Below are 13763 nucleotides of genomic sequence, written 5' to 3'. Positions count from 1 at the left end.
TCGTCCCGGCGGGAACCCCTGGGCCGACCGCAGTCCTCGCCTCCCCGCCCGGGACCGCCCCGGTGATCTCCGTGGGAGAGTGCCCCACGCCGGAGCCCGTGGGAGAGGGGCCCGCGCCGGAGCCCGTGCGTGAGGCGGTTCGTGCCGGGCACGCGAGCGGCGAAAAGCCCACCATGGGCGACATGGGAGGGGTTTGCGATACTCCTCCCATGTCCTCCATGGTCTCGACCATTCTGCTCGCCGTCGCGTGCCTGCTGCTGATCGTCATGAATCTGCCCCGGCGCGACCGGGTGACGTCGCACCGGGAGGCGGACCGCGAGGGCGTGGTCCTGTACTGGCGGCCCGGCTGCCCGTACTGCATGAAGCTGCGCACCCGCCTGCGTTTCACGCGCCTGCGCTACAGCGAGGTCGACATCTGGAAGGACCCCGACGCGGCGGCGTTCGTCCGCTCGGTCGCGGACGGGAACGAGACCGTGCCGACCGTGACCGTGGCCGGAAAGGCGATGGTGAACCCGTCCGTGCGCCAGGTGCTCGCCGCGGCCGGGGCGGGCTCGCCGCCCTCGCCCTCCGACGCCGGTGAGCGGCCGTAGGCCGGCCGGAGAATCCCTGCGGCGCGGATGTGACCCGTCCCGATCACGGGCGCCGGGGTATCGCCGCCTTCTCCTCCGGCCACACCGGACCGGAGCATCCTCGCCTGGCGTGGCACCGGTGCGCGCCCCGGCACCGGCCTCTTCCCTCCTGGCACCTGGAGGCGCACTTCACCACCGACGAGCTCGACTGGTGGGTGGACGTGTGCACTCCCGAGCTCGGGCACACCACCGGCGTGGGGGTCGGGGTGACGGTGACGGTGACGGTGACGACCGGGGTCGGGGTGGGCGTGACGGTCGGCGTGACGGTGGGGGTGGGGGTGGGGGTGATGGTCGGGGTCGGGGTCGGGGTGGGCGTGATGGTCGGGGTCGGGGTGGGCGTCGGCGGCAGGGCCGCGCAGTCGAGTTGCGTGCCGAACGGGAAGTGGTGGATCTCTCCGCCGTTGGCGGTGGCCGTACCCGCGGTCAGCTCGCGGACGATGACGTTGCCCTCGATGTTGGAGGAGTTCTCGTCGATCAGCGCGGCGTCCGGCGCGAAGATCGTCCCCTCGATGGTGTCTCCCGCCCCCGCGGGAAGCCTGATGGTGGTGGCGTCCGGGAAGTCGAACAGGATGTACTGGCCCTCCCGGCCGGAGACACCGGCGAAGTTCGGGGGAGCCCAGGTGAAGTCGCCGCCGACGGCGGTCGTGTCCACGACGACCAGGAGCGGGGCGGTGGCCGTGGGCAGGTCGTCGAAGATGAGGTTGGCGATGTTGTTCAGGTTCGCGGCGTCGATCTGCAGGACGTTGGTGATGCCGTCGGTCAGGTTGATGCGTACGTTGGAGCCCGGCGGGACGACGTTGCCGGGCAGCGGCACGCCGTTGCCGTCCCGCAGGATCACGGTGTTGGCGCACAGCGCGAGGTCCGCGGCCCGCTGCCGGTAGGTGGCGAAGAGCGCGGCGAAGTCGATCACCGATACGGGGCCGACGGAGGCGGCGGGCTGACGCACGGTCAGCTCCACCCGTGCGGGCGCGTCGTAGTCGCCCGTGGCGTTGATCCGGGTGTTGACCAGCGCGCCGTTGCCGTCGACGTCCACGACGAACGTGTCGGTGAGGTCGCCGATCTTGACGTAGGCGTTGGAGAGCACCGAGAGGCGCCCGGTGGGGCTGCTCTGGGCGAAGTCGATCCGGCCTCCCACCACCAGTGCCGTGGGCCGGGCGTCGCCGGCGACGACAAAGGTGCCCGCCGTCTGACCGGCGACCCGGTAGTCGCCGGTCAGGATGAGGTCCCCGCCCACCGCCAGGGTGCCCTCGTTCTCGTTGCTGTTGAGGCGGGTGTCCCCCTCCACGACGACGGTGAAGCCGTTGTTGCCGCTGACCGGGTTCAGAGGGGCGTGTACCGAGGCGGAGCCGGCGATGAGAGCCCCCAGGCCGATGACAAGGACGCTCAAACCCGCGGAAAAGTACACGCTGCGCATATGTCCCCCGTGATGATCCACACTACGGGCGAGTTTAGGCAGCTCAGAGGGGGTGATCGGCTTCCCGCGGGCAAATGTCGCCCATGCCTGTGGCTCGAATCGGAGAACGGGCGAGAGAAGGCCTACATGTCACGGACGGGCACGAGACCACCCGTCGTGGACCCCGCCACGCCCCGGCGGGTCCCACCGGGCGCGGCACGGCCCGGATCCCCGGCCTACGGGCCGGGGATCCGGGCCGTGGAGCGCGTCAGGGATAGGGGAAGGTGAGGGTCTTCGTCACACTCATCTCCCTGATCGCGTAGCGGATCCCCTCGCGGCCCATCCCGCTGGCCTTCACGCCGCCGAACGGGATGTGCGGTGAGTCGAACTGGGGGCCGGCATTGAGGTTGACCGCGCCGACCCGCAGTTCCGCCGCGATCCGGGAGAACGCCGCCGCGTCGGAGGTGACCACGCCGGCCTGCAGGCCGTACGGCGTGCCGTTGGCCACCGCGATCGCCTCGTCCACGCTGTCCACGCGGATCACCGGGGCGACCGGTCCGAACGTCTCCTCGGCCACCAGTTCGGCGTCGGGGGGCACGTGGTCCAGCACGGCGGGGGTCAGCAGGGCGCCGCGCCGTTCCCCGCCGCACAGCAGCTTCGCGCCGGCGGCGACCGCGTCCGCGATCCGCCGCTCCACGCCGGCGGCCGACTCCTCGCTGACGAGAGGGCCCAGGTCGGTCGACGGGTCGAGCGGGTCGCCCGCCCGTTTTCGCCGGGCGGCCTCGACCAGCCCGGCCGCCACGACATCGGCGGTCTCCCCTACCGCGATCACCCGTTTGACGCCCCGGCAGGACTGCCCCGCCGTGGCGAAGGCCCCCTCCGCCGCGAGCCGGACCGCGAGTCCCAGGTCACCGCCGGGCAGCACGATCAGGGGATCGTTGCCCCCCAGCTCCAGGAGGAGCCTCCTGCCCGCGCCCGCCAGTGCCACCGCCCGGCCGGTGGCCACCGAGCCGGTGAAGGTGATCATGTCGATCTCGGGGTGCCCCGCGAGCGCCGGGCCGATCGTGCCGGGCGGGCCCGTGGTGACCACCAGGTGACCGGGGGGGAGCCCTGCCTCGATCAGCAGGCCGGCGAAGGCCAGGGCGGTCAGCGGCGTCCTCTCCGAGGGCTTGACGACGATCGCGCAGCCCGCGGCCACGGCGGGCGCGATCTTGACGACGACCTGGTTGAGCGGCCGGTTGAACGGCGTGAGCGCCGCCACGATGCCCACGGGTTCGAGGACGGTGACCGCCAGCCGGTCGTGCCCGGGGACGGGGATGCCCTCCCCGCGCAGCCGCTCCGCCTCCTCGGCCGCGACGGTGAGGTTGGCGGCGGCCCTCTCGGTCTCCCTGCGGGTCTCCGTGACGCACACGCCGGACTCCCGCGAGATCAGCACGGACAGTTCGCCGGCGCGTTCCCTGAGCAGCGCGGCACTGCGCCGCAGGACCGCCGCCCGCTGGTGCGGGCGCGGGGGCCGCCAGGCCGCGCGGACGTCGCCTACGGCCTCCGCCACCTCGTCGGGGGTGTCGGCCGGTACGGAACCGACGATCTCCCCGTTCCAGGGGTTGCGCACCGTCAGCAGGTCGCCTCCGGTCCGCAGCGCGCCGTCACGAAACATCGTTCTCGTCCTTGACCACGAAGCGGGCCTCCAGCTCGGAGATGTGGGAGTAGCCGAACACCTCGAAGAGCTCGTCGAAGGTGATCCGCAGGTCGTTCCGCTCCCAGAACTTCTGCGTGGTGCCCTCGTCGCGGAGCGCGGCGAACACCTTGCGCAGGATCGTGGTGGCGGCGTACCACCCGGAGAGCGGGTAGATGGCCAGGTTGTAGCCGAGCTCCTCCAGCTCCTTGGTGGTGAGCCAGGGGGTCTTGCCGCCCTCGACCATGTTGGCCAGCAGCGGCGCGTCGATCTCGTCGCGTACGCGCTTCATCTCGTCGACGCTGAGCATGGCCTCCAGGAAGATGCAGTCGGCCCCGGCCGCCACGTACTCCTTGGAGCGGTTGATGGCCTCGTCCAGGCCGAGCTTCTCGCGGGCGTCGGTGCGTGCGATGATCACCCAGTCGGGGTCGGTGCGCGCCTCCACCGAGGCCTCGATCTTGCCGACCATCTCCCGGGTGGAGATCAGCCGCTTGCCCTCCAGGTGCCCGCACCGCTTGGGCACGACCTGGTCCTCGATGTGCCCGCCGACGATGCCCGCCCGCTCGAACTCCCGGACGCTGCGCCAGGTGTTCATCGCGTTGCCGTACCCGGCGTCGAGGTCCATGATCACCGGAAGGTCCACGGCCATGGAGATGTTCTTGGCGTTCCACGCCATCTCGGTGATGGTGGCGAAACCCAGGTCGGGCAGGCCGAGCATGGAGGCCGACGTACCCGAGCCGGTCATGTGGACGGCGGAAAAGCCGGCCTGCTCGATCACCTTCGCGCTCAGCGCGTCGTACGCGCTGGGCACCACCAGGAGCTCGGGGGCGAGCATCAGGTCCTTGAACTGCTTGGCACGCGACATGCGCTTCTCCTTGTCGGGAACTCGTCAGTGACTCGTCGGGAACTCATGGGAACTCGTCGGGAACTCGGTCGGGGAGCTCGTCGGGAACTCAAGGGGAGCTCGTCGGGAACTCAAGGGGAGCTCGTCGGGAACTCAAGGGGAGCTCGTCGGGAACTCGGGGGAGCTCGTCGGGAACGGGGAGGGGAACCCGGCCGGGAGAGGGACCCCCGGCCCGGAACCCGCGAAGGACTCCGGTCAGGGCTCCCCGGGGATCGGCAGGGGCTCCGGCGGGGGGATGCCCTCGGTGAGGCGGATGAGCTGGTTGTACTTGGCGATCCGGTCGCCCCTCCTGGGACCACCGACCTTGATCCACTCGGCGCCGACCGCCACCGCGAGGTCGCACATGGCGGTGTCCTCCGTCTCTCCCGAACGGTGCGACACCACCAGGAGCAGTCCCGCGTCGCGGGCGGCCCTGGCGGCGTCCAGCGTGGCCGTCACCGTGCCCGCCTGGCTGGGCTTGAGCAGGACGGCGTCGGCCAGTCCCGGCCGGACCCGCGTGGCGTCGGAGGCGAACAGGTCGTCGCCGACGACGGTCACCCCCGCCTCGCGGGCCGCGGGCAGGAAGGCGCGCCAGGCGGCGGTGTCGGCGGGGTCGAACGGGTCCTCGACGTACTCGACGCCGTGGGCACGGGCCAGGTCCAGCAGCAGCGCCCCGAAGCCGGCCGAGGCGTGCTCGCGTCCCTGGAACCGGTAGCGGCCCGGTGCGGCCAGCAGGTGCTCGGCGGCCACGTCCACGCCCAGCGTGGCCCTGGCCTCGGCCGGGCACGCCCGCCGGAGCGTGCCGAGCTGCCAGGAGACGTCGCGGTCGCCCGGCAGGAAACCGCTCGACGCGGAGATCGCCGGCGTACCGCCGCCCTCGGCGATCCCGCGCTCCACGGCGCCGTAGATCTCCAGCGCGGCGTGCACGTCGTCGATGAGGGAGCCCGCGTGCGGGATGGCCATGACCTGCTGGAAGGAGTCGGGGGCGCCGGTCCGGTGTATCCCGCCGGAGAACGCGTTGACCAGCAGCCGAGGCGTGCCGGGCGCCGAGGAGGCGAGCCCGGTCAGCCACGCGCGCAGCGACCTTCCGGCGACGGTGGCCGAGGCGCGGGCGTACGCGAGCGACACCGCGAGCGTGACGTCGGCGCCCAGCTCGTACCGGTCGTCCAGCTCGCGCAGGCGGGCGTCCAGACCGGCCTGGCCGTCGGGGCTGTATCCGGTCAGGGCGTCGTCGAGCAACCGTGCCGCCGGGCCGTCGCGCAGGCGGCCCAGCCCTCCGGTGCGCAGGCCGCGGCGCCGCTCCAGGCGGCCGGGCGCGATGGCCACCGGGCAGGAGCCCCGGCCGCGTACCTCGCCGAGCGACAGGTCGGCCTCGACGGTGGGGCGGGCCCGCGAGTCGAGGATCCCCCGCAGCAGTACCCCGGTTATCGGTGTCGCCGGCGTCATCCGCGCCCCCGGACCTGTGCCAGCCACGGCATGAGCTCGCAGGCGCGCTTCACGGGCAGGTCGCCGCGTGACGCCGCGACCTCACCGAACGCGGTGACCGCGTCGGGGACGACGCCGGGCCCCACCACCGCCAGCGGCACGCGGTCGGCGGTGTGGATGCCGATCGCGCAGGGCGTGGCGTGGTCGCAGGTGACGACGAGGACGTCGGCCGGGCCGAGGGCCGCGCGCAGCGGTCCGACCAGGTGGGCGTCGATGTCGGCGATCGCGCGGACCTTCTCCTCCGGCTGGTCGTCGTGGCCGGGTTCGTCGGGACCCTTGACGTGCGCGAACACGACGTCGGCCGGATCGGCGAGGAGCGAGGGCAGCAGCCGCGCGTAGAAGTCGGGCTCGGTCTGGCCCGGGGCGACCTTGGCGGTGGTGAACTCCGCCCCGATCAGGCGGGCGAGGCCGCGTTCGGCCGGGACCTGCCCGTACATGGAGATGCGGGTCGTGGCGCGCGGCAGGTCCGGCAGGAGGTGCCCGCCGTCACGGACCAGCAGGATGTTGGCGGGCTTGCGGCCCTCCGCGACCCGCCGCGCGTTGACCTCGCTGGCGTCGAGCACCTCGGCGCTCCGCTCGACGAAGGTGTTGACCAGGGAGGCGACCAGCTCGGCCGCGGCGTCGCCGGTCATCGCCCTGGCGGGAAGCGGCCGGTCGGAGTGCTCGCGGACCGGCATGCCGAACGGCCCCCTCTTGGTGAACCCGGGGTCGGTGTTGGACACCTCCCCCGACAGCGGCCGGGTCCTGCTGGTGAAGGCCAGGATGCCCCGGTGGCGGCCCCAGCCGGTGAGCCGCACGTCGATGCCGGGGTCCATCCGCACCCCTTGGAGGATCTCCGCGACGAGCCGCTGCATCTCGTCGTCGGTCAGGTCGCGGGACGTACGCCGGTCCAGGCGTCCCGTCGCCCGGTTCAGGCTCGCGAAGTTGATGCGGAAGGCCACCGAGTACCCCTCGGGGTCCCAGTAGCGGTTGCCGTAGCCCTCCAGCGGGCCGCGGCCGGTGTAGTGGACGGCCGGGTCGTAGCCGAGCAGCGCCATCGCGCCGGAGTCGGACTCGGGAGGGATGTCCTCGCCGATGACCTCCAGCAGGCCGTTGCGGCCGTCCGCGGCCAGCCGGTCCAGGTGCGGCGTGAACGCCGCCTCGAACGGGGTGCGCCCGCCCAGCGCCTCGTTCGGCCGGTCACCCCCGCCGCACAGCGCGATCAGATACAGCTTGCCGGATCCGCTCATCTATTGCCCTTTCCACGATCACGGAGGCGACGGCGGGGGGGACGAGCGACCGCCAGCCGTCGTCGGCGGCGATCGCCTCCCTCACCCTGTGCCCGCTGATCGGTTTGTCCGTACGGCGCCACATGATCTCCGTCCGCAGGCCGAGTTCGGTGAACCTGGCCACCTTGGTGTCGCCCCACTCGTCGTAGACGGTCAGGTAGTAGGTGGCCTCGGTCGGCGCGTAGTGGCGCAGCCGCTCGGGGAAACCATGCGGGAACGGCACGATGCGGACCCGCTCCCTGGCGATCCCCGCCTCCACCAGCGCCCCCTCGACCATCAGGTGTCTCTCGTAGTACGTGCACGGGTTGGCCTCCGCGGTGCCGCGCCCGGGATCGCTGGCCTCGTACGCCGTGAGCTCGGGGTCGGGGTTGGTGATGCCGACGACGAGGACGTCGCAGCGGCCCGCCCCGGCGAGCAGGTACTCCAGGTGCCCGAGGTGCAGCGGCTGGAAGCGGCCGTGGATCACGCCGACGCGGCTCACCGGGCCGCTCCCGTCACGAAGTCCCTGAACCGCCGTGCCACGTCCGACGGGTGCACGTCCGGCCGGCCCAGCCCGGACATCGAGCCCGGCCGGATCCTGAGGTAGACGAACGCGGGCCCGCCGTCGGCCTGCGCGGCCTTGAGGGCGTCGACGAAGCCGACCAGGTCGTCGCAGTCGTGAACCTGGGCGTACCCGCAGGCGGCCGCCATCGCGGGGAAGTCCACCTGCGACGCCAGGCTCCGCTGGCCTCCCGTGGAGTCGTGCACGCCGTTGTCCAGCAGGACGTGGGTCAGGTTGGGCGTGGGGTGGGCCGCGACGGTGGCGAGCGTGCCCAGCCGCATCAGGGCCGCGCCGTCCCCGTCGACCACCACCACGGGCCGATCGGCGTGCCTGGCCACGCCGAGCCCCACCGCGGCGGCCGACCCCATCGCGCCGACCATGTAGAAGTGCTGCGGCCGGTCCGCGAGGGTGTGGAGCTCGCGGCTGGTCTTGCCGGTGGTGGACACCACGGCCGCCGTGTCGGGCAGGACGCCGAGCAGGTGCTCCAGGGCCGCGGCGCGGCCGGGAACGGGCCCGTTCCGGCCATGGCGGACGATGCCGGGTACGCGGGGAGCGGGCGGGATCCTCTCGTCGAGGGCCTCGGGGGCGACCACGCCCTCGCGCAGGACGAAGGCGTACGGCGACCGCTCGCGGCGCATCGCCGTCCAGCCGGCGTCCAGGCAGGCGGTGAGGCCGGCCGGGTCGGCGGGCACCACCGAGTGGCCGATCCCGAGGAGTTCGAGCAGTGCGGGTGTGATGGCGCCCATCAGCCCGTGCTGCGGCTCGTCGGGGCGGCCCGGCTCCCCCCGCCAGGTGACGACGAGGGGGATGGGGACGGCACACGGCCGGTTGAGCGAGGTCAGCGGGTTGACCATGTTGCCCAGGCCGGAGTTCTGGGCGATGACGGCCGCGGTGACGCCCGCCAGCCAGCAGCCCGTGGCCACGGCCACGGCCTCTCCCTCGTGGGTGGCGGGCAGGTAGCCCACCGCGGGGTCGGAGGCCACACGGTTGATCAGCGGGGTCAGGTAGGAGCAGGGCACGCCCGTGACGTCGGACACCCCGCGGGCGGTCAGCTCACCCAGCAGGGTGCGCGCGTCGATCACGAGTCGCCCCAGCCCGCGTGGAGAGTGGCGTAGCGCTCCTCGTCCGCGGCGAGCTTCTGGTACCCCATCAGGGTGAACACCTCGTTCAGCGTGGCGATCGCCGGTTCCACGTCCTTGGGGCCCTCGGCGAGGAGCGACCGGCAGGTCTGCCGCATCGCGGTCACGGCCGCCCGCATGCTCTGGTTGGCCCAGATCACCCCGGAGATGCCGAGTTCGGCGAACTCCGCCATCGGGGTCGAGTGGTAGGTGGTCGGCGCGATCACCAGAGGCAGCCGCCCGTCCCACCTCCCGGCGAACTCGGCGATCTCCGTGATGGTGGACCGGCGGGAGTGGATGAAGATCGCGTCCGCGCCGGCCTGCCGGTAGGCCTCCGCCCTGCGGAGCGCCTCGGCCATCCCGGCGCCGGCGATCAGCGCCTCGACCCGTGCCACGACCATGAAGTCCGGGTCGGAGAGCGCCTCCCGGCAGGCGGTGATCTTCCCGCAGAACTCGCCGATCGGCGCCAGGACGTGCGCGTCGCCGACGAAGGAGTTCATCTTCGGGAAGACCTTGTCCTCCAGGCACACCCCCGCGGCGCCGATCCGCTCGGCGTGCGCGGTGAACAACCTGGCGGTGTTGAAGTTGCCGTAGCCCGTGTCGCCGTCGACCAGGACGGGGAGCCCGGCCGCCTCCACCACTCTGGCGATCATGCCGAGCAGGTCGGTCCAGGAGGCCTCGTCGCTGTCGCGTACCCCCAGCGCGGTCGAGATGCAGAACCCGGAGGCCCACAGCCCGGGGAATCCGCTCTCGGCCGCGATGCGCGCGCTCAGTCCGTCGTGCGCGCCCATCAGGACGGCGGGTTCCGGGCCGGAGAGAAGCGCGCGGAGCTTGGCGCCGGGGCTTGCCTCCGCTTCGGGCGCGGGCCGGCGCAGTTGCCGGGAACCGGTTGTGGTCATCGTCTTTTCCTTCCCTGTGAAGCTCGGGCGGCCTCCGCGGAACCCGGCGCCTCCCGCGTTCCGGGCGGGCCGGGGCGGGCCCGGGCGGGGGCTGCGGGGTCCAGGCGGTTGTCCCGCGAGGCCGGAGGGCTGTTGACGTTCAGGCGACCCGGCCTTCCGAGGGCGGGGGCCCGCCTCTCAGTACGGCCGCGACCCCTTCGGCGACCCGCCGCCGGGCGCTGCGCTCGGACTCGGCGGACAGGAACGCGCGGTGCGCCGACACGACCACGTCGTCGCGTCCCAGCAGTTTGCGGGCCACGGGGTCGTCGTTCGGGTCCTCGGGGCTGAACACGTCGGAGGCGAAACCGCCCAGCAGGCCCTGTTCGAGGGCGTCGAGGACGGCGGGGACGTCGACGAGGCGTCCGCGGGCCGTGTTGACCAGGAGGGCGCCCGGCCGCGGGCGCGCCAGGGCGTCCGCGTCGATCAGCCGGTCGGTCTCGGCGGTGAGCGCCGCGTGCACCACCACCGCGTCGGCCGTGCCGAACAGCTCGGCCAGGTCGGCCGCGGCGGCGACGCCGTGACCGGCCATCAGGTCCGCCGACACGTACGGGTCGTAGGCGACGACCCTGTCGTAGAAGGCCCGCAGCTTCCTGGCGGTCACCCGGCCGATGCGGCCGAAGCCGACGATGCCGGCGGTCCGTGTCGACAGGCGCCGGGGCACCCCGCCGGCGTGGATGTTCCACCGGCCGGACCTGACGAGCCGGTCCTGGGTGCAGATCCGGCGCTCCAGGGCCAGCAGCAGCGCGAGCGTGTGGGTGCTGACCTCGTCGCCGCAGTAGTCGGGGACGTTGAAGCCGACGACACCGGCCTCGGTGAGCAGCGGCGCGTTGAGGTTGTCGATGCCGACGCCGCTGCGGGCGACGACCCGGCACCCCGGCCCGACGGCGTCGAGGAGTTCCCTGGTGATCTGGCAGCGGTAGATGACCAGGGCGTCGGCTCCGCGTACGTGGTCGTGGAAGTCGGGGCCGTCGGTCTGGTAGCGGTCGGTGAACAGCCCGAGGCCGAGGTCGATCCCGGGGCCGAACACGTCCCGCTCTATGTCGGCCTGGGCCGGATCCGGCCGGCCCGTGTCGTCCAGGGCCCAGGCCGGATCGGTGTAAACGACACGCATGATCGTTCTCCCGGTGTGAGGGGGCGGATGTCCGGAGGGACCCCGTCAGGAGTCGTAACCCCAGCTACGGCCGTCGCGCCGGCCGCGGCGCAGCGTCGAGGCGGCGGCGTAGGTGTTGGTGAGCTCGTACAGGTCCAGGTAGCCGAGGTGCCGTCCGGAGCCGAGTTTGATCAGCGCGCCGTCGCCGGACCAGCGATGCGTCACGAAGGGGGCGGCCCAGGCCGTTCCGTCCACGCCCAGCGCGGCGGACTCGGCCCGTCCGTCGGCGCCGGTCCAGTGGATCTCCAGCGTGCCGCGGGTCACCAGGTAGTGCGTCTCGGCGGGCTCGCACAGGGCCTCGCCGGCGTCACCGGTCACCCGCATGTACTGGCCGACCAGGTCGGGCAGGTGCGGGGCGCCTGCCAGCGACGTGACCTCGTACCCGCGGAAGGTCCGGACGTCGCGCAGGCACTCGGCGACGTCCCTGTAGGTCTTGCCCGCGGCGTCGTGCCTGCGCTCGGGCCGCAGCAGCAGCCGGTGGTCGAGACCGAGCGCGGAGCCCAGCTCGCGCAGCACGTCGACGGCGCCGTCGTCGAGCGCCGCGGCAAGCTTCTCCCCGCTCGTGCCCAGGGCCGCCGCCGCCGTTTCGAGGGTGTGCCCGCGGCGTGCCAGCAGCACGCCGGCCAGCGCGGACGGGGACGGGTCCTCGCCGAGCCGGTCGAGGAGTTCCAGGACGGCGGGCTCCGACCAGTCGTTGACGTCCTCCAGCAACCCGGCCAGGTTGGACCGACCGGTGTAGGAGACGATCCTGGCCGGGACGTCCGAGGCCAGCGAGTAGCTGTGCGGGCAGTAGGAGGGTTCGACGTAGGAGTCGCCGACGATCCACGCGTCGTCCCGGGGGGCGGCCTTGATCACCTGCCAGGTCGTGTCGTCGAGCTCCACCCCCCAGCGGCCGTGGATGTCGCCGGGGCCGAGGTTGACCGTGATCGCGGGCTCCAGGTGCCCGTTGTTGAGGGCAGGGACGCGGCCGGCGGGACAGAGGATGTCGAGGATGACCGGTGCGACCGCGCCGGGCGGGGCCGCCATCGTGTAGTAGTTGTAGAAGTGGATGCCATCCCGCTGTATCGGGCGTCGCGTGTCCCGCAGCTCGCGCGCGGTCTTCGTGACCACGGTCAGGTCCCGCCGGCCGCTGGCGCCGAGTTTCTCCGGCTCGATCCGGAGCGTCCGGGCGACCGCGGTGGTGGTCGCGTCCGGCCAGTCCCCGTCTCCGGGCACGCCGAGCATCTCCTCGAGGTGCCCGTGGTCGAGGCCGGAGGCCTGGGCGACCTGCCGGGTCGTCATCTTGCGGACGTTCATCCAGTGAACGACCTTGTACGTGTCAACGCGCATGCTCGCCTCCGAGGAATCGGTCAGGGCGCGGTCGTCGTCAGGAGCCGGGTCAGGCTTTCGATGCTCAGCCGGCGGGGGTTGTTGCCGGCGCGGTCGTAGCTGAGCGCCTCGGCGGCCACGCGGGCGGCGTCGGGGCGCAGATCCGGTACGGGGGGCAGGCCCGAGGACGCGAGGAACGACTCGATCCGCCGGGCCAGGGTGGGAGCGTCGCCGGCTCCCGCGGCGTCGGTGACGCGTGCGATGGCGGCGCGTACCCGGGCGGCGCCGCGCGCGTCGGCGCAGTCACCGTCCTCGACGGCCGCGTTGTACCGCAGCACCCGTCCCAGCGTGACGCCGCACGCGTGGCCGTGGTCGAGACCGTGGCGCAGGGTGAGCGGGTAGGAGAGCGCGTGGCACACCGTGGTCCCCGCGACCGCGATGGCGCGGCCCGCGTAGTGCCCCGCGAGGAGCGCGGCCCGCCGTTCCGAGGCGTCCGGGGCCTCCGCGGACCGGTACGGCCGGTCGAGGAACCGGGACAGGCGGGCCCACGCGGCCGCGCCCAGAGCCTCGGCCCGGTCGTCCGCGCGCGTCGACCACGCCCCTTCCAGGGCCTGGGCGAAGGTGTCGAGGAGGCTGCAGGCGAACCGCGTGCCGGGGAGCCCGAGGAGCAGGTCGGGGTCGAGGATCGCGACGGAGGGAAGCACGGAGCCTCCGCGCAGCGAGAGCTTGCGGCCCCGGTCGACGTCCCAGATCGTGGCGAACGGCGTGGCCTCGGCTCCCGTCCCCGGGGTGGTGGGCACGGCGACGACCGGCAGCCCCGTGGCCGGGGCGGGCTCGTCGCACGCGCCGGCCACGGACGCGCAGGTGGGGTCGGCGGGCTCGTAGGACAGGGCGGCCGCGGCCTTCGCGCCGTCCAGGACGCTGCCGCCGCCCACCGCCACCACCACGTCGGCGCGATGGTCGCGAGCCTCGCCGGCGAGCCGGGCGACGGACGCGGGCGTCGGCATGCCCGGCTGGACGGCCACGTGGAGACGGGCGGGGCGCAGCGCGCCGACCACCGCGGTGTGCCACGGCCGCCGGGAGAATCCGGCACCGACCACCAGAAGGACCCGCAGGGGCCGGGACGCGCTTTGCGATACAGTTTCGGCTTCTTTTGCCACGGCGGCCGCCCGCCCTGCCCCGATCAGGGTCCTCGGGGATTCCGTAAGCAGGGTGTCGACCGGAACATGTACGACGGACATCGACGGCGACCTATCTGGAGAAAAATCGAGAACAGTTTCCGTGCGAACCGTGCGGGTGATATCCCGAATGGGTTGTGCGGCGGCTTCGAGTGGCCGTCGAATTCTCGTGGCCCAGGGATTCGTCCGCCCCTGTA

Annotated in this window: 12 protein-coding genes; 1 reads left to right on the top strand and 11 read right to left on the bottom strand. The window is 73.0% G+C overall.

Annotation, left to right across the window (positions count from 1 at the left end):
* The first annotated feature begins 218 nt into the window (after window positions 1-218).
* A complete protein-coding gene (locus tag ACLQ2R_RS10170; protein WP_425959121.1) occupies window positions 219-590 on the top strand; it encodes a mycoredoxin in 372 nt (123 codons plus the stop codon).
* Window positions 591-633: 43 nt separating this feature from the next.
* On the opposite strand, the gene ACLQ2R_RS10165 is transcribed toward ACLQ2R_RS10170, so the two are convergent.
* From ACLQ2R_RS10165 to ACLQ2R_RS10115, 11 genes are all read right to left on the bottom strand, one after another.
* A complete protein-coding gene (locus ACLQ2R_RS10165; RefSeq protein ID WP_425959120.1) occupies window positions 634-2016 on the bottom strand; it encodes a collagen-binding domain-containing protein in 1383 nt (460 codons plus the stop codon).
* Between the two features lie 274 nt (window positions 2017-2290).
* Window positions 2291-3679 carry an aldehyde dehydrogenase family protein gene (locus ACLQ2R_RS10160; protein WP_425959119.1) on the bottom strand — a complete coding sequence of 463 codons (1389 nt, stop codon included), beginning with the start codon at window positions 3677-3679 and terminating at the stop codon, window positions 2291-2293.
* Window positions 3669-4562 (bottom strand): carboxyvinyl-carboxyphosphonate phosphorylmutase, encoded by an 894-nt coding sequence (gene bcpA / locus ACLQ2R_RS10155; protein ID WP_425959118.1) that lies wholly within the window; start codon window positions 4560-4562, stop codon window positions 3669-3671. The genes ACLQ2R_RS10160 and bcpA overlap by 11 nt, the downstream gene beginning before the upstream one ends.
* 234 nt (window positions 4563-4796) lie before the next feature.
* The gene (locus tag ACLQ2R_RS10150) at window positions 4797-6026 is read right to left on the bottom strand and encodes a hypothetical protein (protein ID WP_425959117.1); all 1230 of its coding nucleotides are present in this window, start codon (window positions 6024-6026) and stop codon (window positions 4797-4799) included.
* Window positions 6023-7294 carry a CMP-5'-phosphonoformate--3-phosphoglycerate phosphonoformyl transferase gene (locus ACLQ2R_RS10145; RefSeq protein WP_425959116.1) on the bottom strand — a complete coding sequence of 424 codons (1272 nt, stop codon included), beginning with the start codon at window positions 7292-7294 and terminating at the stop codon, window positions 6023-6025. Before ACLQ2R_RS10145 ends, ACLQ2R_RS10150 begins: the two co-directional genes overlap by 4 nt.
* The gene (locus ACLQ2R_RS10140; RefSeq protein ID WP_425959115.1) at window positions 7245-7814 is read right to left on the bottom strand and encodes a hypothetical protein; all 570 of its coding nucleotides are present in this window, start codon (window positions 7812-7814) and stop codon (window positions 7245-7247) included. The genes ACLQ2R_RS10145 and ACLQ2R_RS10140 overlap by 50 nt, the downstream gene beginning before the upstream one ends.
* Window positions 7811-8956, bottom strand: coding sequence for a phosphonopyruvate decarboxylase (gene aepY, locus ACLQ2R_RS10135; RefSeq protein ID WP_425959114.1), 1146 nt, complete (start codon window positions 8954-8956; stop codon window positions 7811-7813). Before aepY ends, ACLQ2R_RS10140 begins: the two co-directional genes overlap by 4 nt.
* A complete protein-coding gene (aepX, locus tag ACLQ2R_RS10130; RefSeq protein ID WP_425959113.1) occupies window positions 8953-9891 on the bottom strand; it encodes a phosphoenolpyruvate mutase in 939 nt (312 codons plus the stop codon). The genes aepY and aepX overlap by 4 nt, the downstream gene beginning before the upstream one ends.
* A 139-nt stretch (window positions 9892-10030) precedes the next feature.
* The gene (locus tag ACLQ2R_RS10125; protein ID WP_425959112.1) at window positions 10031-11041 is read right to left on the bottom strand and encodes a C-terminal binding protein; all 1011 of its coding nucleotides are present in this window, start codon (window positions 11039-11041) and stop codon (window positions 10031-10033) included.
* Window positions 11042-11086: 45 nt separating this feature from the next.
* On the bottom strand, window positions 11087-12409 hold the full coding sequence (locus tag ACLQ2R_RS10120; RefSeq protein WP_425959111.1) for a histidine kinase: 1323 nt from the start codon (window positions 12407-12409) through the stop codon (window positions 11087-11089).
* Between the two features lie 20 nt (window positions 12410-12429).
* Window positions 12430-13629 carry an iron-containing alcohol dehydrogenase gene (locus ACLQ2R_RS10115; protein WP_425959110.1) on the bottom strand — a complete coding sequence of 400 codons (1200 nt, stop codon included), beginning with the start codon at window positions 13627-13629 and terminating at the stop codon, window positions 12430-12432.
* Between the last annotated feature and the right edge of the window lie 134 nt (window positions 13630-13763).

Origin of the sequence: Streptosporangium sp. DT93 (assembly GCF_049844535.1) — a bacterium.
Lineage (GTDB): Bacteria > Actinomycetota > Actinomycetes > Streptosporangiales > Streptosporangiaceae > Streptosporangium.
The sequence above is the reverse complement of the archived record's forward strand: the minus strand, read 5'-3'. Positions and strand labels throughout refer to the sequence as shown.